Source organism: Sphingobium sp. V4 (assembly GCF_029590555.1).
Classification (GTDB): Bacteria; Pseudomonadota; Alphaproteobacteria; order Sphingomonadales; family Sphingomonadaceae; genus Sphingobium.
The window spans coordinates 611,803-631,426 of sequence record NZ_CP081002.1 but is presented as its reverse complement, the minus strand read 5'-3'; the positions used below and the strand labels follow the sequence as shown (position 1 = coordinate 631,426).

Sequence of the window (19,624 nt, the reverse complement as noted above, 5' to 3'; positions counted from 1 at the left end):
ATCATGCGCGGGCGACGCGCGCCCCCAGAACATAGGTGGCCGCGACCGCCCGGTCGTCGCCCAATATCTGCAATGCGAAAAGCCGTTCGGCAAGGTCCGCGCCCGCCGTGCGCCGCGCCAGCAGCGGCGTGGCGCCCGGGTCCAGCACCACAAAGTCCGCCTCCTGCCCCCGCAGCAGCCCGCCGACCTTGTCGCCGATATGCAGCAAAGCCGCGCTGCCCGCCGTCGCGAGATAGAGTGCGCGGAAGGGATCGAGCCGATGTCCGCGCATCAGCCCCGCCTGATAGGCGACCCCGGCGGTGTGGAGCATCGAAAAACTGGTGCCCGCCCCGACATCGGTGCCAAGGCCGAGCTTCAACCCATGCCGCGCCGCTTGGCTGAAGTCGAAAAAACCCGATCCCAGGAACAGGTTGGACGTCGGGCAGACCGCGATCCCCGCGTCACTCTCCCGCATCCGCGCGCAGGCGCGATCGGACAGATGGACGCCATGGGCAAACACCGACCGCGCGCCGACCAGCCCGAAGCGATCATAGGCATCGAGATAGTCTATGGCGTTTGTAAAACGCGCAGCCACCTCCGCACATTCGCGCACATTCTCAGCGAGATGGGTGTGCAGCAATGCGTCTGGATGCGCGTCGAGCAATGCGCCCGCGACATGCAATTGGGCGTCGGACGAAGTGAGTGCAAAGCGGGGTGTCACGGCGTAACCCAGCCGCCCCGTGCCGCACCAACGGCGGATCAACGCCTCGCTCTCGCCGCGTGCCGTTTCCACCGTGTCGGCCAGCCCCTCCGGCCCCAGATCCATCAGCACCTTGCCCGAAATGACCCGCATGTTGCGCTTGCACGCCGCATCGAACAGCGCATCGACCGAATGGGCATGGACTGTCGGAAAGACCAGCGCGCTGGTCGTGCCGTGGCGCAGCAGTTCGTCCAGGAACAGCCCGGCGACCTGGTCGGCATGAGCACGATCGGCGAACGCCTTTTCCGCCGGGAAGATATGCCGGTCGAGCCAGTCGAGCAGTTGCTCGCCATGGGAAGCGATCCGGTCCATCTGCGGATAATGGACATGGGCGTCGATGAAGCCCGGCACGATCAGCCCCGGCAGCGTCTCGACCGCTATGCCCGGATGAAGCGGCGCGAGATCGGCATAGGCGCCGCGCGCGACGATGATCCCGTCCTCCACGACCAGCAGCCCGTCCGGCTCATGCCGCACCGGATCGGGATGCGTCGCCGGATCATGCGGCACCGACACTATTTCGCCGCGAAAGGCTCGAACGGTCATGGCCGCTCCAGTTGCAGCAATTGGGCCAGCGCCGCGATGGCGATGACGTCCGGCTCCTTGCCGGTGACGCCGGTGACGCCGATCGGGCAGGTCAGCCGCGCGCGCGCTGTATCGGCCACGCCGTCGCGCTCCAGCCGATTGTGGAAGCGCGCCCGCTTGGTCTGCGATCCGATCAACCCGACAAAGGCGATCGGCTCCCGCTCCAGCGCCGCGCGGGTCAACTGATAGTCGAGCGCATGGTCATGGGTCAGGATCAGCATCGCCGCATCCTCCGGCGCCTCGGCGACGCACTGCGCGATCGCGTCTTCCGGCACGATTGCGACGCCGTCGATCGTCTCGAACAGCGGCCGCGTATCGAACCAGGCGAGCCGGAAGGGCAAAGCCTGCGCATGGCGGGCGATCGCCTGGCCGACATGGCCCGCGCCGAACAGATAGAGCGATCGGCGACGCTGCCCGATCATCTCGACGAAGGTCGCGCCCTCGCGCGGCCGGTCGCCCCGCGCCGACAGCGGCGTTGGGATAGCCTGCGCGCTGACATGGCGCGCGATCCGGCCGGATGTGAGCGTGGAGACCAGCACCCGCTCCTCCGCCGCATCGGCCAGCCAGCCCAGCGCCGCGGCATCGACATGCTCGATCAGCAGCCGCACCCGCCCGCCGCAACATTGGCCCAGCAATGGTCCCAGCGGATAGTCCTGGACCCGCCAACTGCCCGGCGGCAGCGCCATGATGGCACGGGCCTGCTCGATCGCGCGATGCTCCAGCTGCCCGCCGCCGATCGTCCCGAACAGCCGGTCGGCAGTCACCAGCATCCGCGTCCCGGCGCCGCGTGGTGCCGACCCCTCGCTCGCCAGCACGCTCACCAGCGCCGCCGGTTCCTGCGTGGCTACCTCCCGCAGCCATGCCAGCCAGTCGCTCATGCGGCGCGATGGCCTGCGATGGCGCGCAATATGCGTTCGGGGGTCGCCGGCGCGTCGAGCGGGGGCAAGGCGCGCCGCTCCGGCGCGGTGGCGGCGATCGCCTGCGTCAGCGCGGAAAAGACCGAGATGGCCAGCATGAAGGGCGGCTCTCCCACCGCCTTGGAGCGGTTGATCGTCGGCTGGACATTCTCGCCGTTCCACAGCTGGATCGACAGATGGCGCGGCCGGTCCGACGCGGTCGGGATCTTGTAGGTGGCGGGGGAATGGGTGAGCAGCCGGCCCTTGTCATCCCACACCAGTTCCTCGGTGGTGAGCCAGCCCTGTCCCTGGAGGAAGCCGCCCTCGATCTGGCCGATGTCGATCACCGGGTTCAGCGAGTTGCCGACATCGTGCAATATGTCGACTGCCAGCACCCGATGCTCGCCGGTCAGTGTGTCGACGGCGACTTCCGCCACCGCCGCGCCATAGGCGAAATAGTAGAAGGGTCGACCTTTATGCGCGGCCCGGTCATAGGCAATGTCGGGCGTGGCATAATAGCCGGTGGAGGACAGCGAGACGCGCCCCATATGTGCCTTGCGGCACAGGTCGCCGAAGCCCAGCCGTTCGGTGCCGATCTGCACCTCGCCATGTGCGAAACGCACCTCCTCGGGGTCACAGCCAAAGCTCCGCGCGGTAAAGTCGGTCAGCCGCTCGCGGATCGTCATCGCGGCATTATAGGCCGCCATGCCGTTGAGGTCGGCGCCCGAGGAGGCCGCAGTGGCAGACGTATTGGGAACCTTGTCCGTTCGCGTCGCGGTGATACGCACTTGGCCCACCGGCACAGCGAACACGTCTGCCACCACCTGCGCTACCTTGACATAGAGGCCCTGACCCATCTCGGTGCCGCCATGATTGATCTGGATGCTGCCGTCGGCATAGACATGGACCAGCGCGCCGGCCTGGTTCAGGTGGGTGGTGGTGAAGCTGATCCCGAACTTGACCGGGGTCAGTGCGATGCCCTTCTTGAGCACCGGATTGCTGGCGTTGAAGGTGGCGATCGCTTCCCGCCGCGCATCGTAACGGGCATCGGCGCGCAGCCGCACGATCAGCCGCGGCGCGATATTGTCGACCACCTGCATGTCATAGGGCGTGACGTCGCGGCCGGGGCCGTAGAGATTGGCGATCCGCACATTGAGCGGATCGATCCGCAGAAGCGCGGCGACGTCGTCCATGATCCGCTCGATCGCCAGCATCCCCTGCGGCCCGCCGAACCCGCGAAAGGCGGTGGCGGAGACGGTGTGGGTCCTGAGCCGCTCCGAGACGATCTCGACCGCAGGCAGATGATAGCAATTATCGACATGGAACATCGCCCGGTCGTTGATCGCGGGCGACAGGTCCACCGTCGCGCCGCAGCGAGAGGCGAGGCGCAGCTTGAGCGCCAGCACTCGGCCTTCCGCATCGAAGCCCGCTTCATAATCGACCCGGAAGTCATGGCGCTTTCCGGTCATCACCATGTCGTCGTCGCGGTCGCAGCGGAACTTGGCGGGGCGTCCGGTCTTGTGCGCCACGAGGGCAGCAGCGGCGGCAAAGAGAGCGGCCTGCGTCTCCTTGCCGCCGAACGCGCCGCCCATGCGCCGCACTTCGACCGTCACATCGGCGGAGGCGCGATGAAGCATATGCGCGACCAGATGCTGCACTTCGCTGGGATGCTGGGTGGAGGACAGGACATGCATCTGCCCATCCTCGCCCGGCGTCGCGATGGCGACCTGCCCCTCCAGATAGAAATGATCCTGCCCGCCCATGTCGAAGCCGCCAGTCAGGCGATGCGGGGCGTCGGCCAGTGCGGCGGCGGCGTCGCCTCGCGCCATGCGCTGGGTCGGTTCGATGAGCGACGCGGCGGCGCGGGCATCGGCGATGGTCAGATGCGCGGGCAGCCGTTCATAATCGACTCGTCCCAGCCGCGCTGCTTGCCGCGCGGCGCGCTGGCTGGTCGCGGCAACCAGAAAGATGGGCTGGCCGACATACAGCACATCGCCATCCGCCAGCAGCCGGTCGTCGCCTGCAACCGGGCTGACATCATTGGCCCCCGGAATGTCGGCAGCGGTATAGACTGCGACCACACCCGGTGCGGCGCGCACGGCGGACAGGTCCATGGCGGTGATGCGCGCATGGGCCTCTTGGCTCTGGCCGAAAGCCAGGTGCAGCATCGCTGCCGGTTCGGGCAGGTCGTCGGCATAGCGGGCGAGGCCGCTCACATGCAGCGCCGCACTGTCATGCGGGTTGGAGGGCTTTGCCAGCGCCAGCCGGACGGCATCGTGCTCAGCCATGTTCCGCCTCCAGCGCCAGCAGAGACACCGGTGCCCCAGCCTCCCGATGCCAGAGCCGCCAGAACAGGCTCGCCGCCGCCTCGATCCGGTAGGCGGCGCTGCCGCGCACATCGCTGAGCGGTCTATAATCCACGCTCAGAGCCGCAGCAGCGGTTGCGATCGTTGCTTGCGTCAAAGGCTGGCCGGCCAGCGCCGTCTCGCAGGCCAGGGCGCGGCGCGGCGTCGCGGCCATGCCGCCAAAAGCGACCCGTGCTTCCACGATATGAGCGCCGTCCATCCGCAACCGGATCGCGCCGCACACCGCCGAAATATCGCTGTCGAACCGGCGCGACAATTTGCCGATCAGGATGATGTCGCGGGGGTCGGGATGCGGCACATATATGCTCTCGACAAACTCGAACGGTCGCCGGTCCTGCTGCCCATAGGCCAGAAAATAATCCTCCAGCGCGATCGTCCGCCGCCCCATCGCGCTGCGCAGCGTAAGACTTGCGCCCAGCGCGATCAGCGCTGGCGGCCCGTCGCCGATCGGCGACCCGTTGGCGATATTGCCGCCGATCGTGCCGGCATTGCGCATCTGCAAGCCGCCGATCCGCCGCACCAGCTCGCCCATGTCCGGGTGGAGCCGCGCGAAGGCGGCATGGGCATCGGCATAGCGCACGCCCGCGCCGATGGTCACGCCATCCTGCCCTTCCTCGATTCCCTGCAATTCCCTGATGTCGCCGATGAAGATCAGCGTCTCCGGCGTTTGCAGCCCCTTCGTCACCCACAGGCCGACATCGGTCGCCCCAGCGACCAGCCGTGCGTCGGGATGCGCCGCAAGCAGGTCGGCCAGCGCCTCGACGGTGCGGGGGATGAACCAGCGCCGATCGGCAAGGCTGCCGGACATCGTCTCATCCGAAACGATCGCCTTGAGCGTCGCGATTGTCGCGCGATCGTCTCGCGGTAGCGCAGTCACCGTCTCCGCCGCTTCCAATATCGGGCCATAGCCGGTGCAGCGGCACAGATTGCCCGCCAGCACATCGGCGACCGGCAGGTCATGGCCGCGCGCGCCGATGCAGCGGCCATGCAGCGACATGACGAAGCCAGGGGTGCAGAAGCCGCATTGCGAACTGCCGTTTGCCGCCATGCAAGCCTGCAAGGGATTGAGCGCGGTGTCGCACCCCAGGCCCTCGATCGTCAGCAGCGCCTTGCCTTGCAGCATCGGCAGGAAGAGGATGCAGCTATTGACCGCCCGCCAGGCGATCGCGTCGCCGTCCAGTTCGCCCACCAGCACGGTGCAGGCGCCGCAATCGCCTTCGGCGCAGCCCTCCTTCGTGCCCGTCCGGCCCATGCGATAGCGCAGATGGTCGATCAGGGTGGCGGTGGGATCGACGTCGGCGACTTCGACGATCGCACCGTCCAGCAGGAAACGCACCCCGTTCATCTCAGCTGCCCCGGTAGGTCGAATAGCCATAGGGCGATACCAGCAGCGGGACATGATAATGGTCGTCATCCGCGACACCGAAGTCGACAGTTACGACGTCCAGGAACGGCGGTTCGGCCAGGTCCGTTCCGCGTGCCCGATAATAGGCGGCGACCGCAAAGGTCAGGCGGTAGCGACCCGGCTCGATCGGGGGCAGGCCGGTGCAGCGCCCATCAGCGTTGGTCGTGCCGGCGAAGAGCAGCGCGCCCTGTGCCGTTAGCAGGTGCAACGCCACCCCTTGCGCCGGGCAGCCATGGGCAGTGTCAAGAATATGGGTGGAAAGGCTGGTCATTCCGCCGCCTCCTGACGCGGCCATTGGCCGACAAATTCCGCTTCGTCATAGGCGATCAGGTCGGCGACCAGCGCCTCGCCGTCATCCAGGAACAGCTGGTCGGTGACGCCGCGCACCAGCCGGGGCAGGGCAGTCTGCAAGCCTGAAAGCGCCGAGGCGGACAAGCCCAGGCTGATGAGCGCCGAATAGTTGAAAGCGAACAGGCCATGCAAAGCCGCTCCGCCCCCGTTGTCGCGCGGCAGCAGTTCGAAGCCCGCGCCGAGATAGGGATGGGCGTCGATCAGTGCATTGACCTCGCCGGCGGGCGGGGTGAAACGATCGGCCCAGCGCGCGATCCGGTCCGCCACCAGCCGCAATTCGGGACGCAGGCCGGGATCGCTGATCAGTCCGGTCGACAGGACCACGAAATCGAACGGGGTTTCACCCTGCGGCGTCAACACGCAGACCTGTCCATTTCGCTGTTCAACTTTCAGCCATGGTGCGCCCATATGCAGCGCGAAGCCGGGCCAGGCCACCGCGCGCTCGAACGTGTCGTTGGTGGGCGGCTGGTTGTGCCCCAGGAAGCTTGCCATCACCCGATATTTGGTCGCGTCGTCCAGAGCGGGATAGCGTCCGGTGAAGCCGACCCGCTCCATGAAGCGGATCGGGTTGATGCGCGGCAGAGTCTTGCGCCGGATGAAGACATGCGCCTCCGCCACGCCGAGGCTCAGCGCCGCGTGGGCATTGTCGAACGCTGACGCGCCGCCGCCCAATATGCCGATCCGCCTGCCCTTGAGCGCGGCATAATCGATCGGCTCGCTGGTGTGGGCGTAGAGGTGGCGGGGCAGAGCGTCGCGGATCATCGCGGGCGTGTGCCATTCGCCGCCGCCCTGGATGCCGGTGGCCAATATGACCTTGCGCGCCAGCAGCGGCGACTGTCCATCCAGATGCAGCCGGTGAAGGCCAGCCCCCAGCGGCTCGACCAGGGTCAGCCGCGTCTCGTTGCGCACCGGCAGCGCCAGCACCCGCCGATACCAGCGCAGATACGCCATCCAGTCGCCGCGCGCGATCTTGTCGATCGCATCCCAGCCCGCCGCGCCATGCTGCGCCTCCCACCAGGCGCGATAGGTGAGCGCCGGAATGCCGAAGTCGATGGGGTTGAGCGTCTTGGGCGTGCGCAGCGTGATCATCCGCGCATAGCTGTCCCACGGTCCTTCCAGCCCTTCGGGGCTTTCGTCGATAACCAGGATGTTGGACACGCGCTCGCGCAGCAGGCCGAAAGCTGCGGCCAACCCGCTCTGCCCGCCGCCGACGATCACGACATCATGGACATGGTCTTGTGAGTGCGTGCGCGGGCGCGTCCAGTCCGGTCCGCCAAAGCCGATCAGCGACAGCTGGCGGGCGAGGTCGGCTTCCAGGGCGGGCAGGCCGATCATGCTCCCGCCTCCATATCCTTAAGCCGTAGGCGGACGATCTCGCCGATCTGGGCGATGGCGGTGGCGATCTCCTCGTCCCGATCGTGACGCAGACGCTCTTCCATGGCCGCTAATATACCTGCCTTGTCGGTCAGCCGCACGCAGATGATGAAGGGGAATCCGAAGCGTTCGCGATAGGCGGCGTTCAGCGCATGGAAGCGCGCAAATTCCTCTGGCGTCAGGCGGTCGAGGCCGGCGCTTGCCTGTTCCGCCGCCGATGCGTCGGTCAATGTCCGGTCGATCGCCGCCTTGCCCGCCAGTTCGGGATGCGCGCGGATCAGGGCAAGCTGTTCTTCGCCGCTGGCGCTGTGGACGACCGCCATCAAATCCGCCCATCGGTCGCCAGAGGAGGGGCGCGCGTCGGCCCGCGCCTCGATCCAGGGACTATGTTCGAACAATGGCTGTTTGGGGCCGGTCAATGGGTGTTCCCCTCCAGGCTGACGTGCGCGGACACCACCTTCCAGCCATCGGCGAACTTGACCCAGCTCTGTGTCTGTCGGCCGCGTCGGTCGCTATTCTCGCGGAAGAACTCGGCGTCCGCCGTGGCAAAGCTGTCGCCGTAAACCGTGATCGCCACCTTCCCCAGCTTGCGCTGCGGCGATCCGCCACGGCCCTTGCGGAATTCGCGTATCTCTTCGATGCCGTAAAGCACTTCGCCCACGCCATAGCGGTTGGTGGTCGGTGCATCATGGAACAGGGCGTCCATCGCGGGGATGTCGTCTTCCATCAGCGCGCGCTCATATTCCATGAAAGCGGCGGTCATTTCGGCAAGCAGGTCGGGATCGTCGATGGTCATGCGGGGTGAACCTCCATCCAGTGGCGGGCGATGTCGATGCGGCGCGCTACCCAGGCGTCACCGCTGTCGATCACATGATCGAGGAAGCGGGCCAGCGCGCGGGCGCGGGCTGGGCGGCCGGCGATGCGGCCATGCAGGCCGACCGACATCATCCGCCCGCCTTCCTCACGGAGCTGGTCGAACGTGTCGCGCAGATAGCGGAAGAACTGCTCGCCCTCGGTAAAGCCGTTATAGGCGACCATCTTCATGTCGTTGGCGTCGAGCGTATAGGGGACGATCAGCTGGCCTTCGCTATAATAAGGCAAGTCGTCGGCATAGCTGTCCGCATCATAGACGAAGCCGCCTTCTTCCCGCACCAGCCGGGCTGTGTTGGGCGATGTGCGGCCCTGATACCAGCCCAAGGGCCGGCCGCCGGTCAGGCAGGTGTGCAGCGCGATGGCCTGCGCGATATGCGCCCGCTCCACGTCTTCGGGCACCGTTTGATAGTCGATCCATTTGAGGCCGTGACTGGCGATTTCCCAATCGGCCGCCAGCATTGCTTCGACGGCCGCCGGGTTCATGGCCATCGCATTGGCCACGCCGAAGACCGTGACGGGCAGGCCGTGCTCGGTAAACATCCGATGAAGCCGCCAGAAGCCGGCGCGGCTGCCATATTCATAAAGGCTCTCCATCGCCATCGCCCGGTCGGGATGGCTCTGCGCGCCGACCATTTCGGACAGGAAGGCTTCGGACCCCTTGTCGCCGTTAAGGACGCTGTTTTCCGCACCCTCCTCATAGTTGACGACGAACTGCACGGCGACCCGCGCCCCGCCAGGCCAGCGCGGATCGGGCGGGGTGGCGCCATAGCCGATCAGGTCGCGGGGCGGGGTCATGCGTCCCATGCCTCCATCGCCGCCGTCACCGCTTCGCCTGCGGGCAGGGCGAGCCCCTCGCGCCGCAGGCACGCCTCCAGCGCGCCCAGCGTAATCAGCACCTTGTGCCGCATCGCATTATAACCCATCGCGCCGATCCGCCAGATACGCCCCTGGAGCGGGCCGAAGGCGGTGCCGATCTCGATCTCGAACGCCTCCCGCATCATCGTGCGAACCCGCTCGCCATCGACGCCCTGCGGGATGAACACGCCCGTCACATTGGTCATGCGATGGGCATCGTCGCCGAAGACGGTGAGGCCCATGGCGCGCAGCCCGGTCGTCATCGCGCGGCCGGCAGCGGCATGGCGGGCGTAGCGCGCCTCCAGCCCTTCCCCCAGCATGATCCGCGCACATTCCCGCGCGGCATAGAGCATCGAGGTCGCTTCGGTATGATGGTTGAGGCGCTTGTCGCTCCAGTAATCCATGATCATGGCGAGGTCGAAATAGTTGGAGCCGATGCGCGGCCCTGCGCCATCGATGATGTCGTCCCGCCTTATGCCCGCCTCGACATGCTTGCGCCCCTGGATCAGCGCCGCAGCCTTGTTGGAAATGGTGATCGGCGCGGACCCGGAAGGCCCGCCCAGGCACTTCTGCAAGCCGCCGGTGACGATGTCGGCGCCCCAGCGGTCGGCCGCCAATTCCATTCCGCCGATCGTCGCGGTCGCATCGACATAGAGCAAAGCCCCCGCCGCCGCGCACAGATCGCCCAGCCCATCGAGCGGCTGCGCCATGGTGGTGGAGGTATCGCCATGGATGGTCGCGACGACCCTGGGCTGCACCCGTCCGATCGCTGCGGCAATGGCGTCGAGGGGCACGGTTTCGCCCCAGGGCACATCCACCCTCTCGATTGCCGCGCCGATGCGGCCGAGAATCTCCTGGAGCAACAGGCCGAACCGGCCGAAATTGACCACCAGCACGGTGTCGCCCGGCGCGACGATGCTGACCAGCGCTGCTTCGATCCCGGCGCGCGCGGTGCCATCGACCAGCATCGTCCACTGGTTCTGCGTGCCGAAGATCGGGCGATAGAGCGCCATGACCTGGTTCATATAGCCGGTCATTTCCGGGTCGAACTGGCCCAGCAGGTCGGCCGACATGGCGCGCAGCACGCGGGGATGGGCGTTGACCGGCCCCGGCCCCATCAGCAGCCGCTGGGGCGGGTCGATCTCGCCGAAGAGGCCGGAAGTCAGAGGTGCATCAAGCGGCGACAAAAGTCTCTCCCAGTTTTCCGATGAAGCCCAGCATAACCTGCAACGCGGCTTGCGCATCAGCGGGATCGACATGTTCGGCCGGATTGTGGCTGATCCCGTCCTTGCAGCGGATGAACAGCATCGCGGTCGGGCAGAGCGCCGCCATCACCATCGCATCATGCCCGGCGCCCGATACCAGGCGGAAGGCTGGCTGTCCGGTGCCGGCGATGGCTGCGTCCATCAGGTCCATGAGTTGCGGATCACAGGGACTGGCGGGCAGGTCGTGGACCAGCGTCGCTGCGAAATCCAGTCCGCGCCGGTCCGCGATGCTGGTTATGGCATCGAGGATATTCTCTGCCGTGCGATCACGCCGGGACTGGTCCCCCGACCGGATATCGAGCGTAAAGCGGACCTCGCCAGGAATGACATTGGCCGCACCCGGCAGCGCGTCGATCCGTCCCACCGTGGCGACAAGGTCCGAACTGTCCTCGCGCGCGAGCGCCTCCACTGCAAGCATCGCCTCCGCCGCCCCGGCCAGCGCGTCTCGGCGCAACGGCATCGACGTGGTGCCGGCATGGCCGGCCGTGCCCATGAGCGTCACCTGATAGCGCAATTGCGCCGCGATGCCAGTGACGGTGCCGAGCGCCAGCCCCTGCGCCTCCAGCACCGGACCCTGTTCGATATGCGCTTCCAGATAGGCCAGCGTGGAACCGGGCGTGCGGGCGGCGGAGAGATAGGTGCCGACATCGACGCCTGCATCCGCAAGCGCGACGCCATCGCCGTCCGTCAGATCCAGCGCCGCCGCTTCCAGCGTCCCGGCCACCGCCCGGCTGGTCAGCATGGCGGCGGGAAAGCGCGACCCTTCCTCGTCGCCGAAAGCGATGACCTCGATCGGAAAGGGCATCCGCTTTCCGGCGCGACGCAATGCGTCAACTGACTCAACACCCAGCATGATCCCCAATGGCCCGTCATATCGCCCGGCATTGCGCACGCTGTCGAGATGGCTGCCAATCAGCAGGGCGGAGGCCGAAGGATCGGTCCCCTCATATCGGCCGACGAGATTGGCGGCGGGGTCCAAATACACGGCCATCCCGGCCTCTTCCATCCATCCGCCCAGCGCCGCCTGCGCCGCTGCGTAGGCCGGGGTCAGATAGCCGCGATACAGGCCGCCCGCCATGTCGCTATAGGGGGGCACGCCCAGCGCGTCGCAGCGCGCCACTGCTCTCGCGCCGCCGCTCACCATGTCGCCACAGCGCCGTCGCTGCGCGGATCGGTCGCGCCCTCCAGCAGCCCGTCGCCATGGCGGACGATTGCCCCGGCATGGCCCATGGTCGCGGTCAGCGGGCCGACCCGCTCGACATCATGACCGGCGGCGGCGAGGTTCGCGTAAAGGCTGTCGTCGAACCCCTCCTCCAGCTTGAACGTGGTCGACTGGTCGCCCCATGTCCGGCCCAGCAACCAGCGCGGCGCGCTGACAGCCTCCTGCAAGTCGACGCCATAGCGGGCGTAGCGCGTGAACAAAGCGGCCTGCGTCTGCGGCTGGCCCTCGCCGCCCATCGTGCCATAGGCCATGACCCGCCCGTCATCGAAACAGGCGAGCGCCGGGTTCAGCGTGTGGAAGGGCTTGCGGCCGGGCTTGAGCGCGTTCCAGCCGCTCCCCGCCAGCCGGAAGCTGGCTCCGCGATTCTGCCACGTGATGCCGGTCCGCGGTAGCACCAGCCCCGATCCGAACTCGAAATAGGTGGACTGGATGCAGGACACGACGCGCCCCTCGCCATCGGCGGCCCCGAACCAGCAGGTATCGCCCCATTGCGGCGGTTGTGGCCATGGAAGGGCGCGGGCCGGATCGATCCGCGCCGCCAGCGCATCCAGCGCGGCGGGATCGTCCAGCAATCCCTGCCAGTCATAATCGTGGAAGGCCGGGTCGCCGACATGCGCGTCACGGATCAGGAAGGCCTGCTTGGTCGCCTCCACCAGCCCATGGACATGGTCGAAGCCATCCGCGGCGTCGGCGTGCAGCCTGTCGAACAGGGCGAGGATCAGCAGCGAGGCAAAACCCTGCGTCGGCGGCGCGCTGTTATGGAGGGTCGCGCCCCTGATCCCGACATGCAGCGGGTCGGGCCGCGTTGCCCGATGCGCGGTGAGATCGGCAGTGGAAACGGGACTACCCAGCGCCGCCAGATCGGCGGCGATGTCGGCCGCCAGCGCGCCATTGTAGAAGCTCGCCAATCCCTCGTCCGAGAGTCTTTCAAGCGTATCGGCCAGCGCCGACTGGCGCAGCAGGTCTCCCTGGTGCAACGGTCGGCCTTCCGGCTCGAAGATCGCGGCATAGGCACCGGGTTGCCCGCGCAACTCGACGCCCTTGGCCGCTGCGATCCCCGCGCCGCCCGCCGTGACCGTCACGCCCGCTCGCGCATGGGCAATCGCATCGCGCAGCAGGCGCGCCAGCGGCAGCGTGCCGCCCTCCAGCGCCGCCGCCCAGCCGGAAATCGTCCCCGCCACCGTATTTGCCGCCAGTGGCCCGCGCGTTGGCACCGCGTGCAACCCGGCATAGAGCGACAGGTCGGCCTTCCCCGCCGCGCCGCCGCAACCATGGATCGCATGGACCTTTCCGTCCGGCTCGCGAATGACCCAGAAGCCATCGCCGCCGATCCCGGTCATGTGCGGGTAGACCACCGCCAGGCAAGCGGCGACCGCGACGCACGCCTCCGCCGCGTTGCCGCCATCGCGCAGCACGCTCAGCCCCGCCGCGCTCGCCAGATGATGCGGCGCAGTCACCATGCCGTTGCGGCCCGATATGGTCGCCAGCGCCATCAGTCAGGCAACGCCGCGACGAAGGCGCGCACGACATGCGCGCTGTTGACCGAGGCCAATGCCATGAAGGCGACCATCTGGTTCTCGCCCGCGTCGCCGCCGGCAAGATCGGAGAGGCTGCGAAAAACGATCGCCGGTACGCCATTGGCATAGGCGACCTGGGCCACCGCCGCGCTTTCCATGTCCAGCACCCGCGCCTTCCATGCGCTGCCCAGATAATCGCGGAACTCGGCATTGTCGGCGAAGACGCCCGCCGAAACCCCGGTGCCGCCGACGACGATCTTGGGATCATGCGGCAGGCAGGCGGGGCGCGCGCCCTCATTCTGGACGCAGCGCTCCAGCTTGACATCGCTCGCCACTTTCTGCGCCAGTTCGAGCATCGCGGGATCGACGCTGAAGCTGTAATGGCGCTTCACCGGCTCGGTCGCATTGCCGATGCGCACGCCGCGCGGGAACATCATGCCCCAGTTGGCGGGTGCGTTGGCATCGACCGTCTCCGGGGCCTTCCATCCCTCGCCGGTCTGGCGGGCGAAGGACACCTCCAGATATTGCGCCCAGTCCTGCGGCACGATGACGTCGCCGATCGACAGGCCGGGATCGACCCCGCCGGCAATGCCGGAAAAGACGATGCGCCGCACATTGAAACGGTCCAGCACCAACTGCGTGTTCATCGCGGCGTTAACCATGCTGACGCCGCTTTGCATCAGCAGTACCGGCTTCCCCGCCATCTTGCCGGTCAGGAAGGTCATGCCGTTGATCTGATGCCGCCTAGGCTTTTCGACCGACTTCACCAGCGCGTCCCATTCGGGGAGGAAGGCGGTCATGACCACGGTGCGCGGCGTGCTGTCCGCCTTGCGCGCGAGCGCCGGGGAGGAGAGGACGAGCGCCAGCAGGGCGAGGGCGAAGAGGCGCATCAGGCTGCTCCCATCCAGACGAAGCGTATGACGAACAGCCCTGCGAGCAGGAACAGGAACCAGTCCTTGCGCGTCGCCGTGCCGCGCAGCGCCTTCAAGGCGGCATGGGCGGTGATGCCGAAGGCCAGGCCATTGGCGATCGAGAAGGTCAGCGGAATCAGCGCGACGGTCAGGAAGGCGGGAATGGCCGACATCGGGTCTTCCCATTCCACCTCCGTCAGCGGCAACAGCATCAGGCCACCGACGATGATGAGCGCGGGCGCGGTCGCCGCGAGCGGCACCAGCTGGGCGTAGGGGGCGACGAACATGGTGGCGAGGAAGAGGATGCCGGTGACGACGGCGGTGAGGCCCGTGCGCCCGCCTGCCTGCACACCCGCCGCGCTCTCGACATAGGAAGTGACGGTGCTGGTCCCCGCCATCGACCCGACGATGGTGGCGATCGCGTCCGTCGTCAGGATACGGTTGAGGCCGGGTATGCGCCCGGCCGCATCCATCAGCCCCGCGCGCTTCGTAACCGCGACCAGCGTGCCGATATTGTCGAACAGGTCGACGAACAGGAAGACGAAGAGGATTTCGAGCAGGCCCAGGCCATGGCTGCCGGTCAACCCGAACACGCCGGGCAGGTCCAGCTGAAAGGCGGTGCCGGTCAGCGCTTCCAGGCTATAGGGTTCGGGGCTGATCGTCACCATGCCGGTCAGCCAGCCGACGATCGTGGTGGCGACGATGCCGATCAGCATCGCGCCGCGCACATTCCACACGCTCAATGTGCCGATCAGCAGCAATCCCAGCAGCGCCAGCGCCGCGCCGGGGGCTTTCAGGTCGCCCAGCGCCACGAAGGTCGCGGGATTGGCGCCTACGATGCCCGCATTCTTCAGGCCGATGAAGCCGATGAACAGGCCGATGCCGCCGGCGACCGCCGCGAACAGATAGGTCGGGATGACCGCGACGATCAACTGCCGCACGCCGGTCAGCGTCAGGATGAGGAAGGCGACGCCGGAGAGGAAGACACAGCCCAGCGCGACTGGCCAGGGCACCCCCATCTGCCCCACGACGGTGAAGGCGAAATAGGCGTTCAACCCCATGCCCGGGGCCAGCGCCAGCGGGACATTGGCGGTCAGGCCCATCAGGATCGAGGCGAAGGCGGCAGCGAAGCAGGTGGCCGCCGCGACCGACGCCACCGGCATTCCCGCCGCGCCCAAAATCGCCGGATTGACCAGCACGATATAGGCCATGGTGAGAAAGGTGGTGATCCCGGCCAGCACCTCCGTGCGTGCGGAGGTGCCCCGCTCGCTGAGCGCGAAATAGCGGTCCAATGTTCCCGCCCGTTCCTGTGGCGCTTGTAGATCCGCGACGTGCGGCTGCGTCATGCAATGTCCCCCGAATATGCGCGCTCCGGCCTTGTTACGCCGGTAATTCCCTGTTGCTCCAGCATGGCGGCCAGCCGGAACAATGCCGGCTCGCCGCCTGGTTTGCCGATCAGTTGCAGTCCCAATGGCAGCCGTCCGGGACGATAGAGCGGAATGCTGAGCGAAGGGAAGCCGATGAAGCTGATCGGCTGCGTATGGATGCCAAGGTCGGCGCGCGCCGGCGTCATCGCGCCGTCGATCAGGATGCGGGGATCGTCGACCGGGGGGGCGGTGCAGGGTGTGGCGGGCGCGATCAGCACGTCATGGGGGGCGATCAGGTCGAGTAGCGTCGCGCGGAGGCGGGCTCGGAATGCCTGTGCCTCTTCGTACAAGCCTTCCGGCAGCAGCGCGCCGGCTGTCAGCCGGTCGCGCACCTGTGGATCGAACGCCATGGCGTCCCGCGCCAGCGCCGCGCGATGCAGCCGTCCGCCTTCGCAGGCGGTGATGAGGAAGGCGGCGGAGCGGGCGCGGGCGATGTCGGGCAGCACGACGACCGGGGCGTCGGGTGCGATCGCCGTCATCGCGGCGACCTGATCGGGATCGACATTCTCCGCAAAGCGACCGCCCAGCCGGGCGATACGCAGCGGCGTGTCCCCGCAGACGGCGGCGGATCGGCCGCTCAGCACCTCCCAGATAAGGATCATGTCGGCCAGCGATCGGGTGAAGGGGCCGATATCGTCGAAACTGTCGGCGAACGGAAAGACGCCGGCCATCGGCAGGTCGCCATGCGTGGGCTTGAAGCCATAGAGGCCGGTCAGGCTGGCCGGTACGCGGATCGACCCATTGGTGTCGGACCCGAGCGAGAAGGGAAGAAGGCCGGCCGCGACTGCGGCGGCTGACCCGCCCGATGATCCGCCAGCGAGGCGGCGCACATCATGCGGGTTGCGCGTCGTGCCGTGGCGCGCGTTGATCGTCGCGAAGCCATAGGCGAACTCGTCCATGTTGAGCGTCGCCACCAGCACCGCGCCGGCGGCGTGCAGCCGCCTGACGGCTTCGGCGTCGCCAGTGGCCGGCGGTGCATCGGCATAGAGGCGGGACCCGGCGGTGGTCGGCAGGCCGGCGATGTCGAACAGATCCTTGACGCCATAGGGGACGCCAGCCAGCGGTCCTGGATCGCGTCCTGCGGCGATGACGGCGTCAACCCGCGCCGCATCCTTCCGGGCACGGTCCGGCAATGTTCGGGTCACTGCGCATAGCGGAGCTTCCCGCTCCGCCAGTGCCGACAGGCATTGTTCCAGTACCTGCGCGGCCGACACGCGACCGCTGCGCACGGCCTGGGCAATCGCGACGGCTTCCATCATGGCTTCACCTCTTCGCGAAGCCCAAGGAGAGTGTCGGCGTGACGATCCAGCAATGCCATGTTGGCGACCACGCCGGGCATGGATTCGGCATTGATCGGCAGGCCGATGGCCGCTGAAGCGCGCTGGATGTCCGCTTCGCTGCGGGGTACCCTTGATGCCGCTGCCGGGCGCGCAGCAGCAGCAGCGTCTCCCTGTCGTCGGAAACGTGCGGCGAGCGCGGCGCACAGGAAAAGCTGCAATTGATGGAAAATCATCAGCGGCAGGATCAGCAAGCCGACCTGCGCGGCCGGAAACAAGGCGCCAGCCATGGGCACGCCCGATACCAGGCTCTTCTTCGACCCGCAGAAGAACAGCACGATCGCGTCTTCGCGCGGGAGGCGCAAGAGGCGCGTCGCGCCCATGTTGACGCCCATCACGACGGCCAGGAGGAGCGCGCTCAGTGCAAGCAGCAGCAACAGGTCCCAAGCGCCGACCTTTGTCCAGATGCCGCCGGTCACGGCGGCGCTGAAGGCGGAATAGACGACCAGCAGAATGGCGCCCCGATCGACCGGCAGCAGCAGGGTCCTGCGCTGGTCGATCCAGCCGCCGATCAGCGGACGCAGCAGATGGCCCGCGGCAAAGGGGGCCAGCAATTGCAAGGCGATGCTCTGGACCGAATGGAGGGCCGACACGTCGCCGCTGCGGCCCACATGCAGGATGGCGGTTGCCAGCAGCGGCGTGAGGACGATGCCGACCAGATTGGAAAGCGACGCGCTGCAAACCGCTGCGGCCACATTCCCGCCCGCCATTGCCGTGAAGGCGATCGATGATTGAACGGTCGATGGCAGGAGGGTCAGGTAGAGGACGCCCGACAGCAGCACCGGGTCTGTCCACTCGTCCATCAGCGTGGCGAGCGCGATTCCGGCTACAGGAAACAGCATGTAGGTGGAGCAAAGAACCAGCAGGTGCAGCCGCCAGTTGCCTGCCCCCTGGATGATGGCGGCGCGCGACAATTTGGCGCCGTGGAGGAAAAACAGAAGCGCGACGGCCAGGTCCGCAAGAATGTCGAGCCATGCCGCAGCCTGGCCCGTCACTGGAAAGAGCGACGCGCCTCCGACCATGAAGACCAGCCAAAGCAGGAAAGGGTCTATCCGCAAGGACGTTAGGGTCGGCCGCGCCATGGCGGCCTTATGCCTGCCTTGTCCCTACCGATCCAATAGAATGACTTCAATGGATCGTTGCAAAAAATAGAACGGCTTGCGGCGAGGTGGCGCAATTTTCGATCGTTGGCCTGGGCGGTGGCGCTCCTGCCGGAGGCGCGCCACCGCGCGGGCATCAGTCCCCGTTGCCCGGCTCGGGCGCGTCGCTGCTGGCCGCTTTGAGCGCCGACTTCGAGGATTTTGTCCTGGACGCGGGCTTTGCCCTTGCGGTGGCGTTCTTGGGCGTGGCTTTGGGCTTCGTGGTTCCGGGCGTCTCCGCTTTCTGGTCCGTCCCCGCTTTGCCAAACGGGATGGAAAGCCGCTTGCGGCCGAGCTTACTCGAAGCCGGCGGCTTTGTTGCGGCGACGGAGGCGGCGTTCGTTGCCGTTTCGGGCGCCGTCTGCGCCTTTTTCCGATTGGCGGCCGACACTTTGTCGACGCCGGTCGCCGCCGCTGAAGACGCCTCCGTTACGACAGAGGAGGTTGTTGCCGTGGCGGCAGATGGCTTGGCTTTGGCTTCTCGCTTCTTGGGAGGAGCGGGCCTGGCGTTTGCCGTTATTGATCCGGGTGCGGTCTTGGAAGGTGTCGCTGTCGGGGCGCGCTTGGACGTGGCAGGTTGCTTATTCACCCGGGCAGGCGCCGCTTCCTTTGCGGCTGGAATCTCGACCGTCTCTGAGGTGTCGCTGACCTGATCGACTGACGCGGGCGCGGCCTTCCTGCCCAGGCCCAGTCGCGTGGCCACCGCGCGCCGTGCTTCCGAGTAACTCTTCGATACAAGCGGATAGGTTTTGGGCAGATTATAGCGCTCGCGATACTCGGCAGGTGTCAGCCCATGGGTTGCTAGGTGACGCTTCAACGTCTTGTATGGCTTGCCGTCGATCAAGCTGAGGATGAAGTCAGCGGAAGCAAGGCTCTTGCGCACTGAAACGGCGGGCACATGTTCGGGCAGTGCCCCATCGGCTGTGGGCTTGTCAGTGTCTTCCGTCAACGCAGCGCGCGTCGACTTGATGAGATCAGCAAGGCTTTCGCTGGGAACAGAATTGTTGGAGACGAAAGCACTGAGCAACTGGACGGTAAGCGACGTGATATCGGACGGTTTTTCTTCTGCCATGGAGCGCACCCTTGCCGGAGGAGGATAGCCTTTTGCGCGCCACAGCATCAAATGTAAATCGTCCATTTGTTGATTGTGATACACCGTTCGGTCCTCGCTTCCATCGCAATGTTCGTGGAATGCAAAGGTCTATTACTCGTGACGTCTGTTCTGGCTCAAGTCGTGGCATGCCGATGGTTTCGGTAATGACTATCTGTCGTCCCGTCAGTGCTCGCGCGTGTCTGGTTGGCGGTCTCGGCAAGCGGTGCCCCATCCACTGTCACAGATGCCGCGCCGCATCTGGAGTGCAGTAG

17 protein-coding genes and 1 pseudogene are annotated in these 19,624 nt (G+C 66.8%); all 18 read right to left on the bottom strand.

All coding sequences use genetic code 11. The features are described from left to right. Window position 1: 1 nt before the first annotated feature. Window positions 2-1,282 (bottom strand): guanine deaminase, encoded by a 1,281-nt coding sequence (gene guaD, locus K3M67_RS18565; protein ID WP_285832973.1) that lies wholly within the window; start codon window positions 1,280-1,282, stop codon window positions 2-4. Continuing rightward, window positions 1,279-2,199: a xanthine dehydrogenase accessory protein XdhC gene (xdhC, locus tag K3M67_RS18560; protein ID WP_285832972.1), complete on the bottom strand. Its 921-nt coding sequence runs from the start codon at window positions 2,197-2,199 to the stop codon at window positions 1,279-1,281. The genes guaD and xdhC overlap by 4 nt, the downstream gene beginning before the upstream one ends. Beyond that, window positions 2,196-4,505, bottom strand: coding sequence for a xanthine dehydrogenase molybdopterin binding subunit (gene xdhB, locus K3M67_RS18555; RefSeq protein ID WP_285832971.1), 2,310 nt, complete (start codon window positions 4,503-4,505; stop codon window positions 2,196-2,198). Before xdhB ends, xdhC begins: the two co-directional genes overlap by 4 nt. Further along, window positions 4,498-5,928, bottom strand: a complete 1,431-nt coding sequence (gene xdhA, locus K3M67_RS18550) for a xanthine dehydrogenase small subunit (protein WP_285832970.1) — start codon at window positions 5,926-5,928, stop codon at window positions 4,498-4,500. Before xdhA ends, xdhB begins: the two co-directional genes overlap by 8 nt. 1 nt (window position 5,929) lies before the next feature. Beyond that, the gene (gene uraH, locus K3M67_RS18545) at window positions 5,930-6,259 is read right to left on the bottom strand and encodes a hydroxyisourate hydrolase (protein ID WP_285832969.1); all 330 of its coding nucleotides are present in this window, start codon (window positions 6,257-6,259) and stop codon (window positions 5,930-5,932) included. After that, window positions 6,256-7,674 carry an FAD/NAD(P)-binding protein gene (locus K3M67_RS18540; protein WP_285833711.1) on the bottom strand — a complete coding sequence of 473 codons (1,419 nt, stop codon included), beginning with the start codon at window positions 7,672-7,674 and terminating at the stop codon, window positions 6,256-6,258. Before K3M67_RS18540 ends, uraH begins: the two co-directional genes overlap by 4 nt. Beyond that, entirely contained in the window at window positions 7,671-8,132 is a 462-nt protein-coding gene (gene uraD, locus K3M67_RS18535; RefSeq protein WP_285833710.1) for a 2-oxo-4-hydroxy-4-carboxy-5-ureidoimidazoline decarboxylase, read from the bottom strand. Before uraD ends, K3M67_RS18540 begins: the two co-directional genes overlap by 4 nt. Next, window positions 8,129-8,509 carry an oxalurate catabolism protein HpxZ gene (gene hpxZ / locus K3M67_RS18530; RefSeq protein ID WP_066854852.1) on the bottom strand — a complete coding sequence of 127 codons (381 nt, stop codon included), beginning with the start codon at window positions 8,507-8,509 and terminating at the stop codon, window positions 8,129-8,131. Before hpxZ ends, uraD begins: the two co-directional genes overlap by 4 nt. Then, window positions 8,506-9,381 (bottom strand): allantoinase PuuE, encoded by an 876-nt coding sequence (puuE, locus tag K3M67_RS18525; RefSeq protein ID WP_066855323.1) that lies wholly within the window; start codon window positions 9,379-9,381, stop codon window positions 8,506-8,508. The genes hpxZ and puuE overlap by 4 nt, the downstream gene beginning before the upstream one ends. Further along, a complete protein-coding gene (locus K3M67_RS18520; RefSeq protein ID WP_502958926.1) occupies window positions 9,378-10,685 on the bottom strand; it encodes a pyridoxal-phosphate-dependent aminotransferase family protein in 1,308 nt (435 codons plus the stop codon). The genes puuE and K3M67_RS18520 overlap by 4 nt, the downstream gene beginning before the upstream one ends. Next, window positions 10,615-11,850, bottom strand: a complete 1,236-nt coding sequence (locus tag K3M67_RS18515; RefSeq protein WP_285833708.1) for an allantoate amidohydrolase — start codon at window positions 11,848-11,850, stop codon at window positions 10,615-10,617. The genes K3M67_RS18520 and K3M67_RS18515 overlap by 71 nt, the downstream gene beginning before the upstream one ends. Then, complete coding sequence (locus K3M67_RS18510; protein WP_285833707.1) at window positions 11,844-13,421, bottom strand: gamma-glutamyltransferase family protein; 1,578 nt, start codon at window positions 13,419-13,421, stop codon at window positions 11,844-11,846. Before K3M67_RS18510 ends, K3M67_RS18515 begins: the two co-directional genes overlap by 7 nt. Further along, a complete protein-coding gene (locus tag K3M67_RS18505; protein ID WP_066854839.1) occupies window positions 13,421-14,335 on the bottom strand; it encodes a 5'-methylthioadenosine/S-adenosylhomocysteine nucleosidase in 915 nt (304 codons plus the stop codon). Before K3M67_RS18505 ends, K3M67_RS18510 begins: the two co-directional genes overlap by 1 nt. Next, window positions 14,335-15,702 (bottom strand): NCS2 family permease, encoded by a 1,368-nt coding sequence (locus K3M67_RS18500; protein ID WP_066854836.1) that lies wholly within the window; start codon window positions 15,700-15,702, stop codon window positions 14,335-14,337. The genes K3M67_RS18505 and K3M67_RS18500 overlap by 1 nt, the downstream gene beginning before the upstream one ends. After that, window positions 15,699-17,042, bottom strand: a complete 1,344-nt coding sequence (locus K3M67_RS18495; protein ID WP_285833706.1) for an AtzE family amidohydrolase — start codon at window positions 17,040-17,042, stop codon at window positions 15,699-15,701. Before K3M67_RS18495 ends, K3M67_RS18500 begins: the two co-directional genes overlap by 4 nt. Next, window positions 17,039-17,122 carry a hypothetical protein gene (locus K3M67_RS21990; RefSeq protein WP_502958925.1) on the bottom strand — a complete coding sequence of 28 codons (84 nt, stop codon included), beginning with the start codon at window positions 17,120-17,122 and terminating at the stop codon, window positions 17,039-17,041. The genes K3M67_RS18495 and K3M67_RS21990 overlap by 4 nt, the downstream gene beginning before the upstream one ends. Window positions 17,123-17,233: 111 nt before the next feature. Further along, window positions 17,234-18,178 (bottom strand): annotated as a pseudogene (locus K3M67_RS18490) (bile acid:sodium symporter family protein); the annotation flags it as partial. Window positions 18,179-18,356: 178 nt separating this feature from the next. Then, window positions 18,357-19,415, bottom strand: coding sequence for a MucR family transcriptional regulator (locus tag K3M67_RS18485; RefSeq protein ID WP_285833704.1), 1,059 nt, complete (start codon window positions 19,413-19,415; stop codon window positions 18,357-18,359). Window positions 19,416-19,624 lie beyond the last annotated feature (209 nt).

What these genes read in the sequence shown, in the direction of transcription:
- hpxZ (WP_066854852.1), bottom strand. Translation starts at nt 8,509, where the DNA reads ATGACCATCGACGATCCCGACCTGCTTGCCGAAATGACCGCCGCTTTC.
- puuE (WP_066855323.1), bottom strand. Translation starts at nt 9,381, where the DNA reads ATGACCCCGCCCCGCGACCTGATCGGCTATGGCGCCACCCCGCCCGAT.
- K3M67_RS18520 (WP_502958926.1), bottom strand. Translation starts at nt 10,685, where the DNA reads ATGCGCAAGCCGCGTTGCAGGTTATGCTGGGCTTCATCGGAAAACTGG.
- xdhC (WP_285832972.1), bottom strand. Translation starts at nt 2,199, where the DNA reads ATGAGCGACTGGCTGGCATGGCTGCGGGAGGTAGCCACGCAGGAACCG.
- xdhA (WP_285832970.1), bottom strand. Translation starts at nt 5,928, where the DNA reads ATGAACGGGGTGCGTTTCCTGCTGGACGGTGCGATCGTCGAAGTCGCC.
- xdhB (WP_285832971.1), bottom strand. Translation starts at nt 4,505, where the DNA reads ATGGCTGAGCACGATGCCGTCCGGCTGGCGCTGGCAAAGCCCTCCAAC.
- guaD (WP_285832973.1), bottom strand. Translation starts at nt 1,282, where the DNA reads ATGACCGTTCGAGCCTTTCGCGGCGAAATAGTGTCGGTGCCGCATGAT.
- K3M67_RS18495 (WP_285833706.1), bottom strand. Translation starts at nt 17,042, where the DNA reads ATGATGGAAGCCGTCGCGATTGCCCAGGCCGTGCGCAGCGGTCGCGTG.
- K3M67_RS18540 (WP_285833711.1), bottom strand. Translation starts at nt 7,674, where the DNA reads ATGATCGGCCTGCCCGCCCTGGAAGCCGACCTCGCCCGCCAGCTGTCG.
- K3M67_RS18500 (WP_066854836.1), bottom strand. Translation starts at nt 15,702, where the DNA reads ATGACGCAGCCGCACGTCGCGGATCTACAAGCGCCACAGGAACGGGCG.
- K3M67_RS18505 (WP_066854839.1), bottom strand. Translation starts at nt 14,335, where the DNA reads ATGCGCCTCTTCGCCCTCGCCCTGCTGGCGCTCGTCCTCTCCTCCCCG.
- K3M67_RS21990 (WP_502958925.1), bottom strand. Translation starts at nt 17,122, where the DNA reads ATGCCCGGCGTGGTCGCCAACATGGCATTGCTGGATCGTCACGCCGAC.
- uraH (WP_285832969.1), bottom strand. Translation starts at nt 6,259, where the DNA reads ATGACCAGCCTTTCCACCCATATTCTTGACACTGCCCATGGCTGCCCG.
- K3M67_RS18515 (WP_285833708.1), bottom strand. Translation starts at nt 11,850, where the DNA reads ATGGTGAGCGGCGGCGCGAGAGCAGTGGCGCGCTGCGACGCGCTGGGC.
- K3M67_RS18510 (WP_285833707.1), bottom strand. Translation starts at nt 13,421, where the DNA reads ATGGCGCTGGCGACCATATCGGGCCGCAACGGCATGGTGACTGCGCCG.